This is a genomic window from Streptomyces soli, assembly GCF_003999195.1.
GTDB lineage: Bacteria > Actinomycetota > Actinomycetes > Streptomycetales > Streptomycetaceae > Actinacidiphila > Actinacidiphila soli.
In genome coordinates this window covers 1-21,896 of the sequence record NZ_RJVR01000258.1, presented here as the reverse complement: position 1 = coordinate 21,896, position 21,896 = coordinate 1, and the positions used below count along the sequence as shown (strand labels likewise).

The following is a 21,896-nucleotide window of genomic DNA, read 5'->3' as shown; positions in this document are numbered from 1 at the left end:
CACACCGCCGCGGCGATTACCGGGGAAATGAGGCGATCCGAGTAGTGGAGGGACGAGCATTGGGCTCCGAAGGCATTCTGACGATCGACGACATACGGGCGGCGCAGAAGCGGATCCACGGAGTCGCCCACCGGACACCGGTCCTGACCTCCACCACGATCAACAACCTCGTGGGCGCCGAGGTCTACCTCAAGGCCGAGAACTTCCAGCGCATCGGCGCCTTCAAGTTCCGGGGCGCCTACAACGCCGTCTCACGGCTCAGCCCCGACCAGCTCCGGCGAGGCGTCGCGGCCTACTCGTCGGGCAACCACGCACAGGCAGTCGCGCTGGCCGCCCGGATCGCCGGCACCACCGCCGTGATCCTCATGCCCGAGGACACCCCGGCCAGCAAGCTGGCGGCCACCCGGGACTACGGCGCCGAGATCCTGACCTACGACCGCTACAACGGCGACCGGGTCGCGCTCGGCAACAAGATCGCCGCCGACCGCGGTCTGGTCCTCATCCCGCCCTACGAGCACCCCCACGTGATGGCGGGGCAGGGCACCGTAGCCCTGGAACTACTCGAGGAGACCGGTCCGCTCGACGCGCTCCTCGCTCCCATCGGCGGCGGCGGCCTGATGGCGGGCTGCTCCACCGCGGCCAAAGCCCTCGCCCCGGACATCCGCGTCGTCGGCGTCGAGCCTGAGCAGGCCGACGACACCAAGCAGTCGCTGGCGGCGGATACGCGGATCTCGGTACCGGTCGCGAGAACGATCGCGGACGGCCTCGCGGCCGACACCCCCGGTCAACTCACCTTCTCCGTCAACCAGCGCCTCGTGGACGAGATCGTGCTGGTCAGCGACGACGACATCCGCGCCGCCATGACGGTCGCCTTTGAACGGCTCAAGATCGTCATCGAGCCCAGCGGTGCCGCCGCCCTCGCCGCCCTCCTCTCCGGCCGCCTCGACCCGCTCCCCGCCCGCATCGGCGTGGTCATCTCCGGCGGCAATGTCGGCCTGAGCCGGTTCACGGAGATTCTCTCCGAGGCGACCGGCTGACAGCGCCGCCCTACGAGCCGGCCACGGGCGGCCCGAGGGCGCGGCGCAGCTCGCCGAGGCACTCCTCGACGCGCCGGCCGGCGGTGTCGACGACGATCCGGTCGCGGTCCCACGACTCGTAAGCGCGGGTAGTGATCGACTGCCAGTCGGGCAGCGGGAGACCGGCGATATCCACGGTGCGGGCCGCCGCACGGCGGCGGTGCTCGGCGGGGTCCGAGCAGATCACCTCGACCTCGGCGAGGGGCGCGGCGGCGCGCGCTGCCACATCGCGCCAGGCGCTCGGCGGGTGTCGGCAGGCCCGGCGGCTACGACGGTGGCCCAGAAGCGGTGCCCCTCGCCGAGGTGGACGACGAGATCGCGCAGCGACCAGTCCGGGCAGCTCGGCACCCTGGCGGCCGGGTCCGCGCCGGCGAGGGCCTTGCGGAAGGCGGCGGAGCGGTCGTCGATCAGGGTGAGAAGGTCAGCAAAGGAGGGCAGTGGCTCAGGCGTCGGCATCATGCGGTTTTTTCTACCACCCGCCTACGACAACGCCGCCCAGCATCGCGACCAGCCCCTTCGCTAACTCCTCCCGCCAGCAGACATAGTCGTGGCCGCCGTTGATCTCGCGGTAGTCGACCTCGTACCCCTTGGCCACCAGCACGTCCCGCAGCCGCCGGTTGGCCGGCAGCACGACCCACTCCTGCAGCCCGGCCGTGAGGCGGAAGCGGATGGGCCGCCGCCGGGTGGCCTCGAGGCGGTTGGTCAGCCATTCCTCGCCGCGGGCCGGGTCGGCCGGGCAGGTGGGCCACCAGAAGGAGCCGGACTGGACCAGGACGTTGCCGAAGCGCTCGGGGCAGCGCAGGGCCGCGTACGCGGACATCAGGCCGCCGAGGCTCTGGCCGGCCAGGACGGTGCGGGAGGGGTCGGCGGTGACGGGCCAGCGGCCGGCGGCCCAGGGGAGGAGTTCGCGGGTGAGGTAGTCCACGAAGGAGTCGTCGCAAGTGAGTTCGTCCCAGCGGGTGTCGCTGTCGAGCGAGTCCGGCATGAGGGCGACCAGCGGCGGAAGCACTCCGTCGGCGATCAGGTTGTCGAGCAGGGTCGTGATACCGAGCTCGGGCCCCCACATCTCACCGTCGAGCAGGACCAGGACCGGCAGGTCGGCCAGATCCGCGTAGCCGGCGGGCGCGTAGGTCCAGACCCGGCGCCAGTTGCGCAGGTTGGCGCTGCGCATGGTGTGGACCGCGACCTCGCCGCGGCGGCCGCCCGGCCGTCTCTCCCAGTGGGCGGCCGGCGAGCGCGGCGCGTCCGGCAGTTCAACGACCGACAGCGGCTCGCCGCCCCAACGGCGGGGGAAGGACGTCCGGTTGAGCGGGTCGCGGCGCGGCCGGGTGTGCAGCCACCGCAGGTAGGCGGGGCCCCGGGGGACCTCGGCGGCCGGGTCGTCGTCCACGCATAGCGCGTACGTCGCCCGCCAGTCGGTGCGCATGCGGACGGTCCAGTGCCAGACGTCCGTGCCCGGTACGCGGGACATGAGGTTGCCGGTCAACTCAGCAGGATCGGCAAGCTTGTTGGGCAGCGCCAGCACCGCGCGCGTGGTGGCCGCCGCGCCGCGCCACAGGAACGTGACGGCGGCATGCCCGGGGTCCCCGGCGATGGGCTCGACGAGCGGCGTGCCCTCGGCCTCGACCGCGCGCCAGAAGTCCGGTGCTTTCTCGGGGGCTTCGGTGAGCGCGGTGATTCTCGGGCTGCGTACGCGTTCCACAGGCGCCGGCCGCGGGGCGCGGGGTGGGTGGCCCGGCACTTCGGTCGGCGGGCCCCATGGGGCAGACAGCATGATCGACAAACCAACCCTCCGCGATGAGACCTGGGCATGGCAAGCATGGCAAAGAGAATCTAAAATGAGGGTCACCTTACCTGTCAGGCAGGTTAAGCGGAGGGCACCCTTGCGTCTGCCTACCCGTGGGGGCGGCCGCTAAGCGAGGGGTTTCCCTACGCTCCGCCCACCCCGGCCTCCGCGATCCCTATTTCCTCATTTCCTCGGGACGCATGTCTGGCGCATCTTCGGGTAAGTGGCCCCTTCAACCCCCGTACGAAGTAGTAAAAAACGCACCTGGGAGGAACCGGCCATGACAGAGAGCAACCCCAATGGCGCCCTGCCGCCCGCGCAGCGTGCGCTGCACGAGATCGCCGTGGGGGGTGACAACGCCGCGGCGCTGAGCACGCTCGCCGTCAGCGACGTCCTGCTGCCCGTGCCGGGCGAGCCCGATGCCTCGGGCGGCGGCCCGGAGGAGCAGGCCATCCAGCTGCCGGTCTACGAGCAGGAGGACGGCACGAAGCTGGTCCCGGTCTTCACCGACGAGGTACGGCTGACCCAGGCGCTGCCCACCACGCAGAGCTACCGCATCGTGCCGCTCGCGGTGCTCAGCAGCAGCTGGCCCTCGGACGAGCTGACGCTGTCCATCGACGCCGGCTCGCCGGACACCCTCACCATCGGTGGCGAGGGCGTCCGGGCGCTGGCGGGCCTGTCCAGTCAGTAGCCCGGCCGGTCGGATCAGGTCGCGTCGGTGGCCGGTCGGTACACGGTCAGGGCCTCGTTGACCTTGTCGAGGACCAGTTCGGTGGGTGCGGGCGCCACCTCGCCGTCATAGGCGAGGTGCGCGCCCGCGGCCATTCCGCTGACCCGAAGCCGCCGCAGCAGAGCGGCCGAGTAGACCGGTGAGTTCGCCAGGCCGCCGGTCATGGCGGCGGCGATCAGCCGCGTACGGGCGAAGGGGCCACCGTCCACGATCCGCACGTCGAGCAGGCCGTCCGCGAGGTTCTGGCGCCGGACGGGGGCCAGGCCCACGCCGCGGTAGGCGCAGTTCCCGGCGAAGAGCAGCCATACCGGGCGACGGTGCCCGTTGATGACGACGTCGATCGGCTGCGAGGTCCGCAGGACGTGCAGGGCCGCCAGGATCCCGGCGGGCCAGCTGCCGGTGCGGCGGGCCCAGCGTTCGCGGTAGCGCACCAGCTCTGGGTAGGCGCCGATGCTGAAGGTGTTGAGGAACGGCACCGGCTCGGCGTTCCCCGAGTCCTGCGAGGTGAAGCGGGCGATGTCGACGGCGGCCGCGCTGCCCTCCTCGACCGCCCGAGCCGCGTCGTCCACGGTCTCGATGCCCAGGTCCCGGGCGAAGTGGTTGTACGTACCGCCGGGGAAGGCCACCAGCGGTACGCCGTGCCGGAGCGCGATCGTCGCCGCGAGGTTGATGCTGCCGTCACCGCCGTGGATGCCCAGTGCCCCGCCCTGCTCGACGGCCCGTTGAGCCGCCTTCTCCAGCAGCTCGGCCAGGTCGTCGTCCTCCGTACGCTCGGTCACCTGTGCCTGCGGCAGGGCGCCCTTGAGCCGTTCGGTGGGCGTGACCAGCAGTGCCGGCGGCCCGGACGCCTCGTTGACGACGACAAAGAGCCCACGCCCCTCGGGGAGCGCGGGCGCGTCCGCGCGCGGCCGCGCAGGCACCGCGAGATCCCGGCGGGTCGGCACGACACCGCGTACGGCCAGGGCCGCGCCCGCGCCGATCGCCGTGCCGATCACCACGTCACTGGGGTAGTGGACGCCCGTATAGATCCGCGAAAAAGCCACCGACCAGGCCACCGGCGCCACCACCGCCCCCCACCGCCGTGACTCCAGCGCCACGCCCACGGCAAAGGCGGCCGCCGACGCCGCGTGCCCGGACGGGAACGACGTGGTGACCGGCTGGTGGCGCAGCTGCCGCATCACCGGCACCGCGTCCAGCAGCGGCCGGGACCGGCGCACGGCCCCCTTGCCGATGGTGTTCACCGTGGCCGACGCCAGCGCCAGCGACCCCACCCCGCGCAGAGCCGCCCGCCGCCCCGGCCGGCCGCCCACCGCCGCGATGCCGGCCGCGACGCCGAACCACAGCAGTCCGTGGTTGGCCCTGCGGCTCAGCCTCGGCAGCACCCGCTCGGCGGCCGGCCACTGCCGGGTGGCGACCTGATGGAACAGCGTCCGGTCCCAGCTACTGAATTTCTGCCTCATGCGGGTGCGGGTACCCGCATGAGGCCCGTTCACGTGTCGGAACCGGGGCCGCATGGCGGGTCTCACCCGCCCACGTCACACGTTCGGCTCACCTGTCGGGCTGCGCCCGGCTGATGTCTGCGAGCGCCGAGTTCGGGTCCCGCTCCTCCGCGAGATCGCCGAGGCTGACGATGCCGACCGGCCGGCCGTCCTCGATGACGGGCAGGCGGCGCACCGCGTGCTCCCGCATCAGCGTGACGGCTTCGCCCACCGTGTCCCTGGGGGTCACCGTCACCGGATCGCCGCTGGCCACGGAGGCCGCGCTCACCGAGTGCGGGTCGACCCCGTCGGCGACCGCCCGCACCGCGATGTCCCGGTCGGTGACCACCCCGACCACCCGGTCGCCCTCGGCGACCAGCACATCGCCGATGTCCTGGTCACGCATCAACGTCGCGACCTCCACCAACGACGCCTGCGGCCGCACCGCGGCGACCCCGGCTGTCATGACGTCCTTCACCAGCTCTGCCACGGGCTTTCGCCTCCTAACGGCTTCCAGGGCCGTGACGATCTCCTGGACGTTCCGGTACTTGTGGTCGCCGTCAGGAAGCCGGCTCACGGCATCGATCACCGGATCCGGCGCGTGGTTGCCCTCCAGCACCCGCTCCAGCGTGTTGCGCTTGGCCGGGAAGGTCTTGCGGGTCAGGTGCCGCGCCAGCTCGATGTTCAGCTGGGCCCCTTCCGGGCCGCCCGCCACCCCCGGGTCGTCGTCGGCCGCCGGCTCCGGGTCGTACCACTCCTCGGTCCGGGTGGGATGTCCGGAGCGCAGCAGGCCCTCCAGTTCGTGCTTCATCTCCTCGTCCTTGTGGACGCTGAGACGGTTACTGCCTCGCTGCACGATGACTCCTCCCTTCAGCTTTCGGGTTCTCGGTCGTCCTTCGCCTAACCCGGTGGCGGGGGATGAATCCGCCCCTCTGGGGTATGCGCAGCCCATGAGCCCCAATGACGGCGGCGTCGACCCCGTTGACCTGGACGAACGGCAACTCCTGCACGAGCTGGAAACGGTCCACCGCACCCGGCACGAGACCCTTCTCCACGGCTCGCCCTCGGCCCTGGAGGCCCACACCACGCGCATGACCGCGCTGGAGGCCGAGTACCTCCGCCGTCACCCCCACCGCGACGTGCTCGCGGGAAGAACGCGTGAGGGCGCCCGGGAGCGCAGTTAGCGCGACGCCCTTCCGAGTAGCCGCAGCGTATGAACGCACAGCGGATCTTCCCCGTCGACGAGAGGGCCCCCGAGCCGCGCGACCCCGACGCCCCCGCCAACCTGTCCGGACGCCCCCATTCCGCAGGAGGCGCAGACGGAGATGACAACACGCCCACATCCGCACGACGATGCACCGGACACCGCGGAGGCCTTCCGGCGCATCGCCCGACTCCCCGACGGCCCCGAGAAGGACGCCCTCCGGCAGGAGGTCGTCACCGCCTGGATCCCCGTGGCGGAACGCCTCGCCGGCCGCTTCCGCAACCGCGGCGAGAGCGCCGAGGACCTCCGTCAGGTCGCCGCCCTCGGCCTGGTCAAGGCCGTCGGCCGTTACGACCCCGAGCGCGGCACCGCCTTCGAAAGCTTCGCCGTCCCCACGGTCGTCGGCGAGGTCAAACGGCACTTCCGCGACCACCTGTGGGCCATGCACGTGCCCCGGCGCGTCAAGGAACTGCGCAACCGTGTCCGCGCCGCCCGTCAGGAGCTCACCCACACTCTCGGCGGACGCAGCCTGCCCCACCGTCGCCGAGATCGCCGAACGCAGCGGCATGACCGAGGACGAGGTCAACGCGGGCATGGAAGCCCTCGACAGCTACGCCACCATGTCCCTCGACGCCGAACTCCCCGGCGCCGCCGGCCAGGCCCTCCTCGACACCCTCGGCCACGCCGACCCCAGCCTCGACACGGTCGTCGACCATGTCTCCATTGCGCCCTGCCTGCGCGTCCTCCCCGAGCGCGAGCAGCAGATCCTCTACCTGCGGTTCTTCGACGACATGACGCAGAGCCAGATCGCCGAGATCATGGGCATCTCCCAGATGCACGTCTCCCGCCTCATCAGTCGCACCTGTGCGGCCCTCCGCGCGCAGGCCCTGTCCGAAGCCTGAAGTGCCCCGGGCGCGCGCCGGTGCAAGGCTGGTCGGAACCGGTGCCCACGGGGCGAGTGAGCCAAAGCGGAGCGGCCGCTGTCGAAATGGGGGTACTCCCCCAGCCTTCGGCCGGGGGGACCCCCACAAGCGCAGCGGCGGCAACTCGCCTCAAAAAAGAAGGAGCGCGGATGCTGGCTGCATGGCCCGACCCAGGCCTGCCGACGCCGCCGTACTGGGCCCCGCACCTGGCGGCGCCGGCCGGTACCGAGGACATCACCGCGGCAGCGGCGACGTACTGGCAGCGCCGGGGCCTGCACACGGACCCCTCGCAGACCGCCGCCGCGGCCGGCGGGGAGGCGCTGCTGCTCGCGGTGCTCACCGCGATCGGCGGGGACGCCGTGGTCCTGGCCCGGCCGGCCGCCGCATGGCACACCGTGCCGGGCCGGATGCTGGGGCGCCGGACGCTGCGCGTGCAGACCCCGGCGGAGGGCGGCGGGGCCCCGGACCCGTTCGCGCTGCTGGAGGCGGTCCGGCGGGCCAGGGAGGAGGGCGCGGACCCGCGGGCTCTCGTGCTGTCCGCCGCCGACGACCCGACGGGCACGGTCACGCCGCCCGAGCCGCTGCACGAGGTGTGCGAGGCGGCCGCCGAGGCGGGGCTGCTGCTGGTCTCCGACGAGACGTACAGCGACACCGTCCGGCACGGAGTCGTGCTGCTGAGCCCCGCCGAGATCCTCCCCGACCGCACCGTCGTGCTCACCGACCTCGGCGCCTCCCTCGTGCCGCAGGCCTGGCCCACCGCCATCGCCCGCTTCCCCTCGACCGACGAGGGCGCTCGACTGCGTACGGAGGCGTTGGCGGCCGTCGTCGCGCTGCCGGAACCGGTCGCGTGGGCAGCCGCGTACGCGCTGGGCGAGCCGGAGGACGTACGGGCGTACACGGACGCGGCGAAGCGGCTGCACGCGGCGCTGGGCGCGGCCGCGCACGAGGCGGTGACGGGGTCGGGCGCGCTGTGCCGGCCGCCGGAGTGCGGTTTCCAGCTGTACGCGGACCTGGCGTCGCTGCGCACCGAGCGGGACGCGGCCGGCGTCGAGGAGTGGCTGACCCGGCGGCTCGGGCGGCCGGTGCTCGGCGGCCACCGGTTCGGTGACGACCAGTCGGCGCCCCGGGTACGGATCGACGTCGGCCCGCTGTGCGGCGCCGGTGAGGAGCAGCGACGGGCGGCCCTGCGCGCCGAAGACCCGTCGGCGGTGCCGCATGTCGCGGCGGCGCTGCGGGAGTTGGGGGAGGCGCTCAGCGCGTTGTCGGACGGGTGACGGTGACCAGCCACTTCCAGGCCTGCGGGGCTGCGGTGACGGCGAGGGTCAGGACGACCGCGACGACGACGCCTTCCCAGGGCTCGGGGAAGAGCGAGCCGCCGAGGACGCCGATCAGCTGGTAGGCCGCGGCCCAGGCCAGGCAGGCCGGGATGTCACCGCGGGCGAAGCGGCGCGGCGGCAGTTCGGACAGCAGGCAGGCCAGCATCACCGGGATCCGCCCGGCGGGCACGAGCCGGGACAGGACCAGCACCGTGACGCCGTGCTCCTCCAGCTTGTGCTGGGCGGCTTCGAGTCGGCCCGGCTCGGCGCGGTCCTGCAGCCGTTTCAGCCACCGCGAGCCGTTCTTGGAGTGCACGCCCCGGTGGCCGAGCCAGTACAGCGCCATGTCGCCGATGAACGCGGCCAGCGCCGCCGTCCCGAACACCAGCGCAAGCGCGACCGGCGCGTCCTGGCGGTGGAACGCCACCACCGCCGCGCCGCTCACCAGCGCACCGGTCGGCACGACGGGCACCAGCGAGCCGAGGGCCACCAGGAAGAAGAGCGTCGGATAGCCGACCACCTGCTGGGTGGAGTCGGCGGAGGTCGAGGTCTGCTCCGCCAGAAAGGCGATCACAGGGCGGCCCCTCCCAGCTCCACGCTCTCGCCGTGGTCGAGCCTGTGCACGTGAGCCTCCGGGGCGAGCCCGGCCGCGATCCGTACGAACTCGTCACCCGGGGAATGGAATTCATGCGGCCGCACGCCGTCCATTCCGATCGGCCAGTACGTCCCGTAGTGGATCGGCACCGCCGCCCGCGCCCCCAGCTGTGCCAGCGCCTGCGCCGCCCGCCCCGCGTCCAGATGCCCGGAGCCCAGGAACGGCCCCCAGCCGCCCACCGGCAGCAGCGCCGCGTCGACCGGCCCGACGGCCTCCGCCATCGCGTCGAACAGACCGGTGTCCCCCGCGAAGTACGTCCTGGCCTCACCCTCGATCACGTATCCCAGCGCCGGGCTCCGCCGGGGCCCGAACGGCAACCGCCGCCCGTCGTGCGCCGCCGGCACCGCCCGTACGGTCAGCGGGCCCGCCTTCACCTCGTCGCCTGGGCCCACCTCGACCACGTCCAGCCGCCGCAGTCGCCGCAGCGCCGGCACCGCGTCGTGCGCGCCGCGCGGCACGAGCACGCGGGTGCCGTCCGCGAGCCGAGCCAGCGAGCCCACGTGCAGGTGGTCCGCGTGCAGATGCGATACGACCACCACATCCGCCGCGAGGGCGGCCATCGGCGGCACCGGCCCCCCGCGCCGCCGCAAGTGCGCCAACCGCGGCGCGAACAGCGGATCGGTCAGCACCCGGACCCCCGAGTCCCTCACGGTCACCGTCGCATGTCCCCACCAGGTGACGCCGACCGCCGCCTCGCTGACCACACCGCCTCCTCGCTTCATCGCCGAGCCTATGCCCCGGGGCCGCTGCCGGGTGTTCCTCCCCTACCCCCGCAGCCACCCGAAACCATGCGCGAAGCCCCCGGCCCACGGCGCGGCGGAAAATAGGCCAGGCTGGAGGCATGAACTTGCGTCGGTGGCGGTCAGTGGGCCGCACGATCGGCCGCGTACTGGCCGTGTGGGCGGTGGCGACGGCGACGATGGCCGTGCTGGCGGGGATCCTGCCGGACTTCAGGATCCAGTCGGCGAGCGGCGACAGCCCGACGCGGATCGCGGTCACCGCGGCCGTCGGCGCCGGCGCGTTCGGACTGCTGAGCGCGCTGGTGTGGCCGGTGCTGGTCCGGGCGCTGCTCCTGGTGCCGGCCCTGGTCCTCGGCGGCCTGGTGTTCTTCCTGAACGGTTCGCTGCTACTGATCGCGCTGCGCATCGCGCCGGAGTGGCGGGGCGACGTGACCCCGGTGACAGCCGTGCTCATCGCCGCCGCGATGTCGGCGACCTCGTCGGCGACCAGCACCACGCTCGCCATGCGCGACGACGAGGCGTACGGCCGCAGGCTGGCCCGACTGGCCGGGCGCCGGGGGAGCCGCAGGGTGGCGGCCGACGTCAGCCCGCCGCCACCGCCCGGGATCGTGTTCCTCCAGCTCGACGGGGTCGGCCACGACGTGCTGCGCGAGGCGGTGCGCCCGACGCACTGCAAGGGCCGCGCCCGCCCGGCCGCCATGGAGACGGTCGCCGAGTGGCTGGACTCCAGCCACCGCCTCGTACCGTGGCGTACGGACTGGAGCAGCCAGACCGGCGCCAGCCAGCTCGGCATCCTGCACGGGACGAACGAGGACGTGCCGGCCTTCCGCTGGTACGAGAAGGAAACCGGGCAGCTGATCGTCTGCAACCGTCCGTCCAGCGCCGCCGAACTGGAGCGCCGGGCCGTGGCCCGCACCGGGGACCGGGGACTGCTGGCCGGCGGCGGGGCGAGCCGGGGGAATCTGTTCAGCGGCGGCGCGGAGCAGCTCGCGCTCGTGATGTCGGTGTCCGGGCGCGGCCGGCTGACGCGCTCGCGCACCGGCTACTTCGCGTACTTCTCCGACCCGGCCAACGCCGTCCGCACCGCCGCCTCCTTCCTGGCCGAGGGGGCCCGCGAGATCGCCGAGTCGACGACATCGCGCTTCGTGCGCCGCGACCGTCCCCGCGTGAAGCGCGGCGGGCTCTACCCCCTCGCCCGCGCCTTCGCGACCGTCATCGAACGGGACGTCGCCGTGGCCGCCGTGATCGGCGACATGCTGGCCGGCCGCAACGCCGTCTACGCCGACCTGGTCGCGTACGACGAGGTGGCGCACCACTCCGGGCCGCGCAGCGCCGACGCGATGCGCGTGCTGACCCGCCTGGACCGCATGATCCGCCTGATCGCCGACGCCTCGCGCTACGCCCCCCGCCCGTACCGCATCGTGCTGCTGTCCGACCACGGGCAGAGCCACGGCGAGACCTTCTCCGGCGCGTACGGCCTCCGCCTCAAGGACCTGGTCCGCGCGGGCTGCGGGCTGCCGGTGTCGCGCCGCGCGAGGCATACGGCGAGCGGCGCCGAAGCCCGTACGGCGGCGCGGGCGGCGCTACGGCGCCCGGAGCACAAGTGGCGGGCGGAGGAGGAGGCCGAGTGCGCGGGACCGGTGTCGGACCCGGTGGTGCTGGCCTCCGGGAACCTCGGCCTGATCAGCTTCCCTGACATCCCCGGCCGGGCCACCCGCGAGGACATCGACCGCCGCCATCCCGCCCTGCTGCGCACCCTGGCGGAGCATCGGGGCGTCGGCTTCGTCCTCGTACGCAGCGAACTGCGCGGCCCCCTCGTCCTGGGCCCCGGCGGCGGCGAGCACGAGCTCGACACCGGCCGCGTCACCGGCACCGACCCGCTAACCCCCTTCGGCGCCGGCGCCGGCGCCGCCGCCGCGGTGCGGCGCACCGCCGACTTCCCGCACGCCGCCGACATCATGGTCAACTCCGCGTGCGACCCGGCCACTGGCGCCGTCCACGCCTTCGAGGAGCAGGTCGGCTCACACGGCGGCCTCGGCGGCGACCAGAGCCGCGCCTTCCTGATGCACCCGTACGCACTCGAGGGCCCCGAGGAGCGCCTGGTGGGCGCCGAGGCGGTGCACGCGGTGCTCCGGGGGTGGCTGCGGCACAGCGACCACGGCAGCAGCCGTACGGTCCATACGGATGACGCGCGGACGCCCGGCCGCAGCAAGGCCCGAATGGGTTATTGACCTGCCACCGCGCCTGCGTGGACGCTGGGCGCCGCAAACGGGGCGCGCGGGGAGGCCGGCGATGGCGTACTACGAGGACCTGAGTCCGTACGGCTACTTCACCGAAACCATTCCTCCCGGCATCTCCGCCTCCTGCGTCGGCTGGCTCCACCCCGCCCACGACCACCCCACCGCCGACCCCGACGGCGCCTTCGCCGACCGCCTCTTCGCCCTCACCCGCGACCACCGCAGCGCCGTCACCAGCAGCTGGCACGGCTGCCTGCTCTGCCCCCGCCGGCTCTTCGGCACCGGCGGCCGCCCCTACCCGGTCAAGGTCTCCCGCCATGGTGAGGAAATCCTGGTCGGCCACGGGGAGTTGCGCCTCCGCTCAGCCGCCCCCGGCACCTGGCTGATCGCCCCCGACCTGGTCGTGCACTACGTCACCGCCCACCGCTACGCCCCGCCCGCCGCCTTCGTCGAGGCCGTCATGGCGGGCCGGGTCGTGGCGCACTCGCTCTGAGCGGCGGGCGGCGGGCGGCGCGGCGTAGCGGTAGGCGGCCCTTAACCAACTCTCACCATGGCACGGTGAACCCTCACTGATTCAGCCCGTCTTCCATTCCGTGACGACTTCAACCACTGGCGCTCGGGCCCGTCGATGCTGAGCGCGGCGCCTGCCGGGCTCAGCAACTCGCCGCGCGAAGGAAATGCCGCACAACACACGCTTCGGCTGGACATTCAAGGGCTTCGCGCCCTGGCGGTCTCGCTGGTTGTTTTCTCCCACGCGGGGGTGAGCCTGCTCAGCGGTGGTTATGTCGGGGTCGACGTCTTCTTCGTGATCTCGGGTTTTCTCATCACCTCGCTGTTGCTGCGTGAGATATCCGCCTCAGACGGCATCTCGATCCGGAAGTTCTACGCCCGCCGGGCCCTGCGCCTGCTGCCCGCCTCAACACTTGTGATCGTCACCACACTTGGCGGCGCCTGGCTGTTCCTTTCGAAGATTCGCTTCACCGAGTACGCGGGCGACGCGCTCAGCAGCGCGCTGTACGCCGTGAACTTCCGGCTGGCGATCAATGGCACGGACTATCTCGCACAGGGGAGCCCGCCCTCACCGTTCCAGCACTTCTGGTCGCTGGCCGTCGAGGAGCAGTTCTATCTGGTGTGGCCGGTGCTCCTTCTCCTCAGCTGGAAGGTGGCGCGGCGGCGCGGGTTTCTGGCGGCGCCGCTGGTGGTGCTCTGCCTGGTGTCGTTCGGGCTGAGCGTGTCGACGACGCAGACCTCGGCGCCCTGGGCATACTTCGGCTCGCAGACCCGTATCTGGGAGCTCGGCGTCGGTTCGCTGCTGGCGCTGTCCGTGGCCCGGCTGGAGCGGCTGTCACCGAGGATCGCGGCGCCGATGACGTGGATCGGGCTACTCTGCATCGTGCTGTCGGCGCTCGTCTTCGGCCCGAACACGCCTTTCCCCGGGTATGACGCGGTGCTGCCGGTTGTGGGCGCAGGGCTGGTGCTGGCCGGCGGCTGTGCACCCGCTCCACTGGGCGCGGGACTGCTGCTGGCGAGGCGACCGGCGGTGTGGCTCGGCGGGTTGTCGTACGGCTGGTACCTGTGGCACTGGCCACTTCTGATCATTGGACCGATGGCCTTGAAGATGCCCAACAGCCTTCCGCTCGCCCTTCTGCTCAGCGCGGCCGCGCTGCCGTTGGCGTGGGTGACGCTCCGCCTGGTCGAGAATCCGGTGCGCTTCCACAAGGCATTCCGCAACCGGCTGGACCGGCCCGGCCGGGCGCTGTGGCTCGGTCTCGCTCTCTCGGCAGGGGCCGCGTCCATCGCCCTGGTCGCGGCGGCCTTTCCCCCGTCGGTCAACACCGGCGGGTCCGCGGCCGGGCTGAAAGCAACCCTCACCGCCGCGCCGGATCCGCAGGCGCGGTTGACGGAACTCCTGAAAACGTCCCCAACGCGCCTGCCGAGAAACCTCACGCCGTCACTCGACAAGATCAAGGCCATAAAGTCCGCGGTCTATCAGGACGGATGCCATCTGAACTACGTGAGCACACAAACGCCCCCCTGTGTCTACGGAGACACCTCCTCGAAAAAGACCGTGGTGCTCTTCGGTGATTCCCACGCGGCTCAGTGGTTTCCGGCGATGAACCGGCTCGCGCTGGAGCGCGGTTGGAAACTCGTATCGCTGACAAAGGCATCCTGCAAAACGGCCGCGGTGACCATCATTAGAAACGGCAATCCGTACACATCCTGTGACACCTGGCGTAACAAGGCGATTGCCAAGATCAATGGGCTCCACCCCGCCCTGGTGATCGTCTCGTCCTCGGAGGCCGGCACCCCCGCACAGCCGATGAAGAATTCCCTTCAGGGCTGGACGGACGGATTCCGGAACACTTTCCAGAGGCTCGGGACTTCCGGCACCCGGGTGGCCGCTCTCCTCGACACTCCGTGGCCGAAGGTGGACGCGGTCGACTGTGCGGCCGCGCATCCGCTGAAGCTCAAGAGCTGTGCGAATCAGGCGTCCAAGGCGATCCAGGACGCGTCCCGGAGGACCGCGACCAGGAACGCGGCAACCTTGGCCCACGCTTCGGTGATCGACCCCGTGCCCTGGCTGTGCAGCCCTGCGGGCAACTGTCCTGTGGTGGTGGGAAACACTGTGGCCTATCGCGACAACAGCCACATGGCCGAGTCGTATGCCGAAGCCATCGCTCCCGTTCTCGGCCAGCGGCTGTCCGCACTCTTCGGTACGGACCTGACGCACTGAGGCCAGTGGCTCGTCGCGCAACCTTGGCCGGGTAACGAGCGGCGTCTGGTGCCGTGCATCGCAAGGCGGTGGGGGTCCCCCAGCCTTCGGCCGGGGGGACCCCCACCGGCCGAAGGCTGGGGGAGATCGCTCTCGTACTGGGTGTACTCGGGTGATGCGACAACGCAGCGAGGTGCGGTGCCTGGGGGCACGTCGCGAGCCGGTCCAGGTTGCGCCACGAGCCACTGGCTAGGTCGAGACGTAGGCGCGGTAGCCCCGGAACGAAACGCCGTCACGCAGCTGCACAACCCGCCACTGACGGGCGAAGGCAGGAGGCTGCTGGCCCTCCCTCAGCAGGATGGCCACCGGCTTGTCACCGGCCACGGCCCGGACGCCCGCCGGAGTGATGCTGGCGTCGGCGCCACCCATCGCCCGGGAGGCGCAGCCGGCGTAGAAGGCGATCAGGACCGATGAGTCACCAGTGATCATGCAGGGCGGCCGCACCCCGGCCTCCCGTAGGCGGTCGGCGATGGAGTCGTTCGCGGCGCGCTGCACCCGGTTGTTGTGGACGATGTGCGTCAGCACGCGGAACTGGACGGCCAGGTGCCCGCACAGGGCGACCGCGACGAGCGTCGCCGCCACCAGTCGCAGCCGGCCGCCGGGACCGGTGACGACCCACCACAGGCAGTCCGCCACCGGCAGCGCCAGCAGGGCGTACGCGGGCAGCAGGAACCGCGGCGCCGCGTAGTCGATGAGGAACAGGTACGGCACCGCCAGGAACGCCGCCACCACCAGCGGCAGCAGCGCCGTGGCCCGGCGCCCGGCCCGCTGCGCCGCCACCACGCCGGCCACCGCAACCACCGGCAGGGCGAAGAACCATACGGACGTGATCCGGTGCCGCCACGGAATGTCGCACGGGCGGCACAGCGCCCGCCCGTCCAGCGCCCGGATCTGATCGTCCACGGCGAAGTGCCGGCCCATGCCGCCCTGGATGTCGCTACCCAGCCGCAGCCGCTCCGCCAGCCCCCCATACCGTACGAACGCCTCGACGACCCACTCCCCGCACCCCAGCACCAAGCCCACCGCCACCACGGCCAGCAGCGCGGGCCGCCGCCACTCCCGGACCAACAGCGCGGCACCCACCAGCGGCATCGCCAGCCACGCCGCGTCCGGCGGCCGCATCAGCCCGGCCACCGCGACCCCCGCCGCCAGGCCCACCACGGCAGCTCGGTCGGCCCGGTCCCGCACCGCCCGCAGGAAGCAGCCGACGGCCACCAGCACGCCGTACGCGTCCCACAGATTGGGCATCACCTGCGGCCCGTAGTAGAGGGTGATCCACAGCCCCACGAACAGCCCCCCGGCCAGCGCCAGCACCCGTACCGGCAGCAGCTTCCGCCACACCCACAGCGCGACGAACAGCCCCACCCCGGACAGCAGCGCCATCCACACGCGCAGGGCAAGCGTCGATCCTGTCAGCTCGGCCACCGGCGCGGCCAGGAACGTGATGCCCCGGGCACGCGGCGCGCTGAAGAAGGCCGCCGGGACCGAACCGCTGACCTGGCTCGTGTACACCGTCTCGTCCCAGCCCAGCCCCGACCCCGGCACCACCAGCGCGAGCTGGACCAGGATGTAGGCCACGCTCACCCCGGCGAGCCAGGGCAGGGCACGCGGCACCCGCTCGCCCGCCGCCCGGGTGCGCGGTGCGGCGGGCCTCGTTCGGTCGAATAGGTGATCGGACACCCTGGCCCCTCCTCACCGCGCACCGGCGCCGGCGACCCGGCACCCCCCCAAACGCTCGCAGCGCCCGCCACCCCCGGCCACTCGCGCGCGGCATCCGGTGGACCCCTGCCATTGCGGCATCGCCGACGGCCCGCAAGGCTGGCCCCATGAACCCCGACGCGCCCCCGCCCGTGATCGTGTATCCGGCGCTCAACGGACACCGCCGGGTGGCCGTACGGGGCGAGCGTGTCGGTACCGCGCGAGGCGTCGCCGACCTGGTGGAGTTCCTCCGCCGCGCCGGACTCGAAGCCGACGACTCGACCCTCACCGACCCCGAGCTCATCGAATGGCGCGGCGGCGGCCCGGACGCCTGGTAGCCGGACCCGCTTCAGGATCCAGGGCGCAGGGAGCTACAAGCCGTCACAGGGGGTGCCGGGAAACGGTCAGCAGGTAGGTGCCGTAGAAGAAGGAGAACCCGGCCAGGCCGGTGAGCAGGACGGCGACGGTGCGCGGGCGGGCGCGGGCCAGGGCGAGGGCGAGTGGGAGCAGGAGAGGGAAGGCGGGCAGCAGGAGCCGCGGTCTGCTCGTGAAGAAGTGGGCGCCGCCGAGGGCCATCGTGATGAGGAACGCGGAGTACACGATGAGCGCCACCGGCTGCCGGTCCAGGATGCCCAGGAGAAACAGCAGGACGGAGCCCATGGCGATTCCGGCGGTCAGATAGACGACCAGGGTGTCGTGGCCGGTGATCAGGTGCTTGAGCATGAAAAGGGTGTAGTGGCCGAAGTCGAACTTCGAGCCCCATCGGCTCTGCACCTGGAAGTAGCCGGCGGGGCTGTGCGTCTTGAATCCCACCCAGGCGACATAGCCGACCCACCCGGCGGGGGCGAGTAGAACTGCCCCCCAGGCGCGCGGGACGGTGGGCTCGCCGACGCGATGGCGCTGCCAGAGGTAGGCGGCGGCGGCCGCGGAGACGGCGGCCCCCGCCGCGACGCCGTTGGGGCGGCACAGCCCGGCCAGCGCGGCCAGGGTCCCGGCGGTCAGCCAGCGGTGGGTCAGAGCGGCGTAGAGCGCCCAGGCGGCGAAGGCCGTCATCAGGGACTCGGTGTACGCCATCGTCAGGACGACGGCGTGCGGCAGCAGCGCCCACAGTGCCACGAGCGCGATGCCGACCCGTCGTCCGTGCAGCAGCTCGCCGATCGCGTACACACCCCAGGCGGCCAAGGCGGCGGCGACCCACGAGACGACGAGCGCCGCGTTGACCGGGCCGATCGGCAGCACCGTGCTCACGGTGCGCACCAGCCCCGGGTAAAGAGGAAAGAAGGCCAGGTCGTTGTAGACGCGGCTGCTGCCCGGGGTGTGGACGATCGTGCCGTAGCCGTACCGGGCGATGTGCCAGTACCACCCGCCGTCCCATTCCAGGCCGAGCACGTTACGCGGATGCCGGTGGAGGTGCAGCGACCAGATGGCCACCATGACCACCCCCGTCAGCCGCACGGCGGCGAACAACGCCAGCGCGGGCGCTGCCCGCCTCAGCTCGGCACGCCACCACCACACCCGGGGCGGCGCGGCGGGCTGCGGCGGCGACACGAGCTGCCGCGTGGCTGTGCCGATGACCCCCTGGGGGCTGTCGTCCATGCCGAATTCCTCCTGTTCGCCTTACAAGAGGGAATGGTGGGGCACGGGGTTCCACCAGCTGGAAGTTCCTCACGTCGTGGGATTCGACGGCGGGGCGGGCCGCATCCGGTGGGGGCGTATGGTCGCGCCGTTCATGCTTCCGGATGGCCCTGGCCTCCGGCCCGCGGGCGGCAGTTACGGGAGGCGAAGGCCGAGCCTGTCCGCACGGGCCAGCCCCGCCTGGGCGTCCCAGGTGAAGCGCACCACGACGACGTGTGGCGAGCCGTCGGGACGCGAGGTGGTCAGGGTGGCCACGTGCGGCTCGGCGAGGAAGTCCTCGACCGGCGTGCTCAGCGGAAGGCCCCGACGTTGCGCTCCGCCCAGGCGGCGAAGCTGCCGGGCGCCCGGCCCAGGACGTGTTCGACGTCGGGGCTGACCTGCTGTTCGTCCTCGGTCGGTTCGCCCAGGATGGCGAGGGTGCCCTCGACCACGGGCAGCGGCATGAACTGCGCCATCAGTTTGTGGGCCTCCTCGCGGGACTGTTCGGTGAAGCGCACCGATTCGCCCAGCGCCGCCGCGATCGCCGTGGCCCGCTCGCGCGGGGTGGTCGGTGCGGGGCCGGTCAGGGTGTAGGTGGCGCCCAGGTGAGCGTCCTTGCGCAGGACGGCGGCGGCGACCGCGGCCACATCATCGGGGTCGATGAAGGGCAGGCCGACGTCGCCGAACGGCGCTGCGGCCTCCCGTCCCGTGCGGATCGACTCGGCCCAGGCGAAGGCGTTGGTGGCGATCCCGCCCGACCGCAGGATCGTCCAGCCCAGCCCGGACCCCCGCACGGCCGCCTCGAACTGGCCCGGGTGCCGGTACGCCTCCGGGCGGGTCCCGGCGCCCTGCGAGGACAGCAGCACCACCTTGCGGATCCCGGCGGTCCTCGCCACGTCCAGGATGCCGTTCGGGTCCTCGCCCGCCACCAGCAGGAACAGCGCCTCCGCCGCCGCGAAAGCGCCCCGCAGACCGCCCGGATCGGCCAGGTCGGCGGCCACCGCCCGCACCCCTGGCGGCACGTCGGCCTCGGTGATGTGCCGGGCCACGGCCGTCGCCGGCACCTGAGCCTCGGCGAGCATCCGCACCAGCGCCCGCCCGACGTTCCCGGTCGCACCCGTCACCACGATCATGTCGATCTCCCCACTCCGAGAAATGAGTTAGTTGGCTGACTAACTCCTCTGAATCAGACGCTAGCACGGACTGGTCGCCGGTTGTCTATAGTTAGTCGGGTGACTAACTCAACGGATTCCCCCGCCCGTACGGGAAGGGCCGCCGGTAAGCGGGAGCGGCTGATGGCCGCCGCGGCCCAGGTCCTGTACGAGCAGGGCGTGGAGCGCACGACCATCGCCGACATCGCCCGCGCCGCCGATGTCCCGGTGGGCAACGTGTACTACTACTTCAAGACCAAGGACGAGCTGGTCGAGGCCGCCCTCTCCGAGCACACCACCCACCTGAAGGCCCTCACTGACCGGCTCGACCAGCTCCCCGACCCGCGCGAACGCCTCAAGGGCCTCGTGGAGGCGTGGGTCGGCCAGCGCGACACCGCGGCCCGCTACGGCTGCCCCGCAGGCACCCTCGCCGTCGAACTCGGCAAGCGAACCGACGGCGGCCTCGACCCCGCGGTTGGCCATGTCATCCGCCGGCTGCTGGCCTGGGTGGAACAGCAGTACCGCCGGATGGGCCTGGCCGACCCCGAAGGACTCGCCCTGACACTCGTCGGCGCCTACCAGGGCATGTCCCTGCTCTCCAACGCCCTGCGCGACCCGGAGATCATGACCCGCGAGGGAGCCCGCCTCACCCGCTGGCTCGACACCCTGACCTGACGCGCACCGGCCCCGGACCGAGTTGGCCCGTCAGGGGCAGATCCAGCAGTACAGCCGGTGACCTTCGGTGCGGGCGCGGGTTGCGAGACCGGCCAGGTCGGTCAGGAAGTCCGCCAGGATGTACGGATCCGGGTCCGGCGTCCCGTAGAAGGCCTGGGGAGAACGGGCCCACCCGACCGCGACATCATTCAGCATGGTCCTGTCGAAGCCGGCCAACTCGTCCCGGAAGGTGTCGGTGAGCGACACCGCCACCACTTCGCCGTCGCCGACCATCCCGATGAGCGCGCAACGCCGCGGATCCGCGGTGACCTCGTCATGGTCCCGGCCGGTGATCAGTGCTTCGGCGGGCAGCAACTCGACTGCCGGGTCGATGCCCTTGATCACGAACTGGTCGAAGCCCGTCCCGACGGGCTGGTCATCGGCCCGGACGACTGCTCTGACGGCGTCGCGGTCATCGGCGGCGGCGTAATAGCCGTAGAGAACACCCACGCGACAGATCATCGCACCGGCCACTGACAACGCGCCGAAGGAGTGAGGGGAGTTCTGTCTGAAACCCCGGGGGCGGAATCATCATCTCTTGGATCGAAGGGTGTCCGCGCACACGCAACGGGACGGGGCGGGACGCCAGGATGCCGGAGAGGCGTGTCATGAGTCTTACGGGGACGGCGTTCTTCTGGATGACGATCGGGTTGGTCGTGGCCGCGCTGGCCGGGCTGGTGGTGGGCTGGAACCGGGTGCCGGGGCCGCTGCCGGTGCGGGTGGTGGCCAGGGCGGTCATGGCGATGGCCTGTCAGGCGACCGCGGTGCTCACGGTTCTGGTGTGGGTGAACAACACCTACGGGCTGTACGACTCGTGGACGGACCTGCTCGGCGGCGGCAACGGCCAGGTCCACCTCGCGACAGGACGGAGAGGCCCGCAGGTGGCGGGCGGCGCGGTGGCCGCCGACGTACGGCGGGTGCGGTTCACACCCCTGCAGAACGGGGTGTTGCGCACCACGGTGACGGGGCCGCGCTCGCACATCACCGGGGAGGTCGATGTGTGGCTGCCGCCGCAATACTACGAACCGGCGTACCGGCGGACGGCGTTCCCGGTGGTGGAGCTGTTGCCGGGGTATCCCGGGACGCCACGGGCATGGTTCGGGGCGATGGGGGTGCAGCGGGAGCTGACGGCGCTCATCCGGGCCCACCAGGTCCGGCCGATGATCCTCGTGGCCCCGAAGATGAACGTCCTCGGCAACGTCGACCCCGGGTGCGCGGACCTTCCGCACGGCAGCCGCACCTCGACGTGGCTCGGCGTGGATGTGCCGGAGGCGGTGAAGCAGAACTTCCGGGTCGCCCCCGACGCCGCGCACTGGGCCGTGATGGGCTACTCGGCCGGCGCCTACTGCGCGGTCAACCTCGTGCTCCACCACCCCCACACGCTGCACGCCGCCGTCAGCCTTTCGGGCTACAACGCCCCGGTCGCCCAGCTGGTGACCCGTCACCCGGCGCTGGCCCGCGCCAACAATCCGTACCTCGAACTGCGGGACGCCAAGCGCCAGCCCGGCATCGCCCTCCTCATGGCAGGCAGCGAACAGGACGGCAACACGGTCTACGCCGCGCGGGCGCTGCTCAGCGAGCTGCGCGACCCGGAGGCGAGCCGGCTGCTCACGCTGACGCGCGGCGGCCACAACACCCGTGTCTGGCGGGCGATGCTGCCCACCGCGCTGCGGTGGATCGCCGGGCAGATGCCGCCGGCGGTCCCCTAGTGTAGTGACTCTCAAATGACTGTCAGTAGTTTGTTATGCTGAGGTGTGTACCGAATCGCTCCGCCTTTGACGATGACCGACGACCAGCGCGC

Annotated in this window: 21 protein-coding genes and 2 pseudogenes; 11 read left to right on the top strand and 12 right to left on the bottom strand. The window is 72.1% G+C overall.

Features of this window, described 5'->3' with window-relative positions; genetic code table 11:
* The first annotated feature begins 59 nt into the window (after positions 1-59).
* Positions 60-1,037, top strand: coding sequence for a pyridoxal-phosphate dependent enzyme (locus EFK10_RS26680; protein WP_240677474.1), 978 nt, complete (start codon positions 60-62; stop codon positions 1,035-1,037).
* 10 nt (positions 1,038-1,047) lie between these two features.
* Here the strand turns inward: EFK10_RS26680 and EFK10_RS26675 are convergent, their stop codons facing one another.
* From EFK10_RS26675 to fes, 3 genes are read right to left on the bottom strand one after another with little or no spacing between them, the layout of a single operon-like run.
* On the bottom strand, positions 1,048-1,263 hold the full coding sequence (locus EFK10_RS26675) for a hypothetical protein (protein WP_127358208.1): 216 nt from the start codon (positions 1,261-1,263) through the stop codon (positions 1,048-1,050).
* Positions 1,260-1,535 (bottom strand): maleylpyruvate isomerase N-terminal domain-containing protein, encoded by a 276-nt coding sequence (locus tag EFK10_RS26670; RefSeq protein WP_407647148.1) that lies wholly within the window; start codon positions 1,533-1,535, stop codon positions 1,260-1,262. The genes EFK10_RS26675 and EFK10_RS26670 overlap by 4 nt, the downstream gene beginning before the upstream one ends.
* 10 nt (positions 1,536-1,545) lie before the next feature.
* A complete protein-coding gene (fes, locus tag EFK10_RS26665; RefSeq protein ID WP_322973410.1) occupies positions 1,546-2,778 on the bottom strand; it encodes an enterochelin esterase in 1,233 nt (410 codons plus the stop codon).
* Positions 2,779-3,142: 364 nt separating this feature from the next.
* Here fes and EFK10_RS26660 point away from each other — a divergent pair, with 364 nt between their 5' ends.
* Positions 3,143-3,553 (top strand): SseB family protein, encoded by a 411-nt coding sequence (locus tag EFK10_RS26660; RefSeq protein WP_127358206.1) that lies wholly within the window; start codon positions 3,143-3,145, stop codon positions 3,551-3,553.
* A gap of 14 nt (positions 3,554-3,567) precedes the next feature.
* Here EFK10_RS26660 and EFK10_RS26655 read toward each other — a convergent pair whose 3' ends face one another.
* From EFK10_RS26655 to EFK10_RS26645, 3 genes and pseudogenes are all read right to left on the bottom strand, one after another.
* Positions 3,568-5,052: a bifunctional phosphatase PAP2/diacylglycerol kinase family protein gene (locus EFK10_RS26655; protein WP_127358205.1), complete on the bottom strand. Its 1,485-nt coding sequence runs from the start codon at positions 5,050-5,052 to the stop codon at positions 3,568-3,570.
* Between the two features lie 88 nt (positions 5,053-5,140).
* On the bottom strand, positions 5,141-5,536 hold the full coding sequence (locus EFK10_RS26650; RefSeq protein ID WP_127358260.1) for a CBS domain-containing protein: 396 nt from the start codon (positions 5,534-5,536) through the stop codon (positions 5,141-5,143).
* Between the two features lie 72 nt (positions 5,537-5,608).
* A pseudogene (locus EFK10_RS26645) lies at positions 5,609-5,881 on the bottom strand (DUF2795 domain-containing protein); the annotation flags it as partial.
* A gap of 139 nt (positions 5,882-6,020) precedes the next feature.
* Here EFK10_RS26645 and EFK10_RS26640 point away from each other — a divergent pair.
* From EFK10_RS26640 to EFK10_RS26630, 3 genes and pseudogenes are all read left to right on the top strand, one after another.
* Positions 6,021-6,254 carry a DUF6158 family protein gene (locus tag EFK10_RS26640; protein WP_127358204.1) on the top strand — a complete coding sequence of 78 codons (234 nt, stop codon included), beginning with the start codon at positions 6,021-6,023 and terminating at the stop codon, positions 6,252-6,254.
* A 141-nt stretch (positions 6,255-6,395) separates the two neighbouring features.
* Positions 6,396-7,176 (top strand): annotated as a pseudogene (locus EFK10_RS26635) (SigB/SigF/SigG family RNA polymerase sigma factor).
* Between the two features lie 170 nt (positions 7,177-7,346).
* Entirely contained in the window at positions 7,347-8,471 is a 1,125-nt protein-coding gene (locus EFK10_RS26630) for an aminotransferase class I/II-fold pyridoxal phosphate-dependent enzyme (protein WP_240677473.1), read from the top strand.
* On the opposite strand, the gene EFK10_RS26625 is transcribed toward EFK10_RS26630, so the two are convergent.
* Positions 8,449-9,087: a DedA family protein gene (locus EFK10_RS26625; protein ID WP_407647147.1), complete on the bottom strand. Its 639-nt coding sequence runs from the start codon at positions 9,085-9,087 to the stop codon at positions 8,449-8,451. The genes EFK10_RS26630 and EFK10_RS26625 overlap by 23 nt on opposite strands.
* The gene (locus EFK10_RS26620; RefSeq protein WP_127358202.1) at positions 9,084-9,890 is read right to left on the bottom strand and encodes an MBL fold metallo-hydrolase; all 807 of its coding nucleotides are present in this window, start codon (positions 9,888-9,890) and stop codon (positions 9,084-9,086) included. The genes EFK10_RS26625 and EFK10_RS26620 overlap by 4 nt, the downstream gene beginning before the upstream one ends.
* Before the next feature lie 119 nt (positions 9,891-10,009).
* On the opposite strand from EFK10_RS26620, the gene EFK10_RS26615 reads away from it, so the two are divergent.
* From EFK10_RS26615 to EFK10_RS26605, 3 genes are all read left to right on the top strand, one after another.
* A complete protein-coding gene (locus EFK10_RS26615; RefSeq protein ID WP_127358201.1) occupies positions 10,010-12,139 on the top strand; it encodes a phage holin family protein in 2,130 nt (709 codons plus the stop codon).
* A 61-nt stretch (positions 12,140-12,200) separates the two neighbouring features.
* Complete coding sequence (locus tag EFK10_RS26610; RefSeq protein ID WP_127358200.1) at positions 12,201-12,638, top strand: DUF7919 family protein; 438 nt, start codon at positions 12,201-12,203, stop codon at positions 12,636-12,638.
* A 135-nt stretch (positions 12,639-12,773) separates the two neighbouring features.
* A complete protein-coding gene (locus tag EFK10_RS26605; RefSeq protein WP_127358199.1) occupies positions 12,774-14,879 on the top strand; it encodes an acyltransferase family protein in 2,106 nt (701 codons plus the stop codon).
* Between the two features lie 228 nt (positions 14,880-15,107).
* On the opposite strand, the gene EFK10_RS47785 is transcribed toward EFK10_RS26605, so the two are convergent.
* Positions 15,108-16,598 (bottom strand): hypothetical protein, encoded by a 1,491-nt coding sequence (locus EFK10_RS47785; protein WP_240677472.1) that lies wholly within the window; start codon positions 16,596-16,598, stop codon positions 15,108-15,110.
* 146 nt (positions 16,599-16,744) lie between these two features.
* On the opposite strand from EFK10_RS47785, the gene EFK10_RS26595 reads away from it, so the two are divergent.
* Positions 16,745-16,954, top strand: coding sequence for a hypothetical protein (locus EFK10_RS26595; RefSeq protein WP_127358198.1), 210 nt, complete (start codon positions 16,745-16,747; stop codon positions 16,952-16,954).
* Positions 16,955-16,997: 43 nt separating this feature from the next.
* Here the strand turns inward: EFK10_RS26595 and EFK10_RS26590 are convergent, their stop codons facing one another.
* Together EFK10_RS26590 and EFK10_RS26580 are read right to left on the bottom strand one after the other, a co-directional pair.
* Positions 16,998-18,212: a glycosyltransferase family 39 protein gene (locus EFK10_RS26590; RefSeq protein WP_240677471.1), complete on the bottom strand. Its 1,215-nt coding sequence runs from the start codon at positions 18,210-18,212 to the stop codon at positions 16,998-17,000.
* A gap of 329 nt (positions 18,213-18,541) precedes the next feature.
* Positions 18,542-19,363 carry an SDR family oxidoreductase gene (locus EFK10_RS26580; protein WP_127358197.1) on the bottom strand — a complete coding sequence of 274 codons (822 nt, stop codon included), beginning with the start codon at positions 19,361-19,363 and terminating at the stop codon, positions 18,542-18,544.
* Between the two features lie 99 nt (positions 19,364-19,462).
* Here EFK10_RS26580 and EFK10_RS26575 point away from each other — a divergent pair, with 99 nt between their 5' ends.
* Positions 19,463-20,056 carry a TetR/AcrR family transcriptional regulator gene (locus tag EFK10_RS26575; protein WP_407647145.1) on the top strand — a complete coding sequence of 198 codons (594 nt, stop codon included), beginning with the start codon at positions 19,463-19,465 and terminating at the stop codon, positions 20,054-20,056.
* A 30-nt stretch (positions 20,057-20,086) separates the two neighbouring features.
* Here EFK10_RS26575 and EFK10_RS26570 read toward each other — a convergent pair whose 3' ends face one another.
* Positions 20,087-20,545: a hypothetical protein gene (locus EFK10_RS26570; protein WP_127358196.1), complete on the bottom strand. Its 459-nt coding sequence runs from the start codon at positions 20,543-20,545 to the stop codon at positions 20,087-20,089.
* Positions 20,546-20,703: 158 nt separating this feature from the next.
* Between EFK10_RS26570 and EFK10_RS26565 the strand changes: the two genes are divergently transcribed.
* On the top strand, positions 20,704-21,804 hold the full coding sequence (locus EFK10_RS26565; protein ID WP_127358195.1) for an alpha/beta hydrolase: 1,101 nt from the start codon (positions 20,704-20,706) through the stop codon (positions 21,802-21,804).
* Positions 21,805-21,896 lie beyond the last annotated feature (92 nt).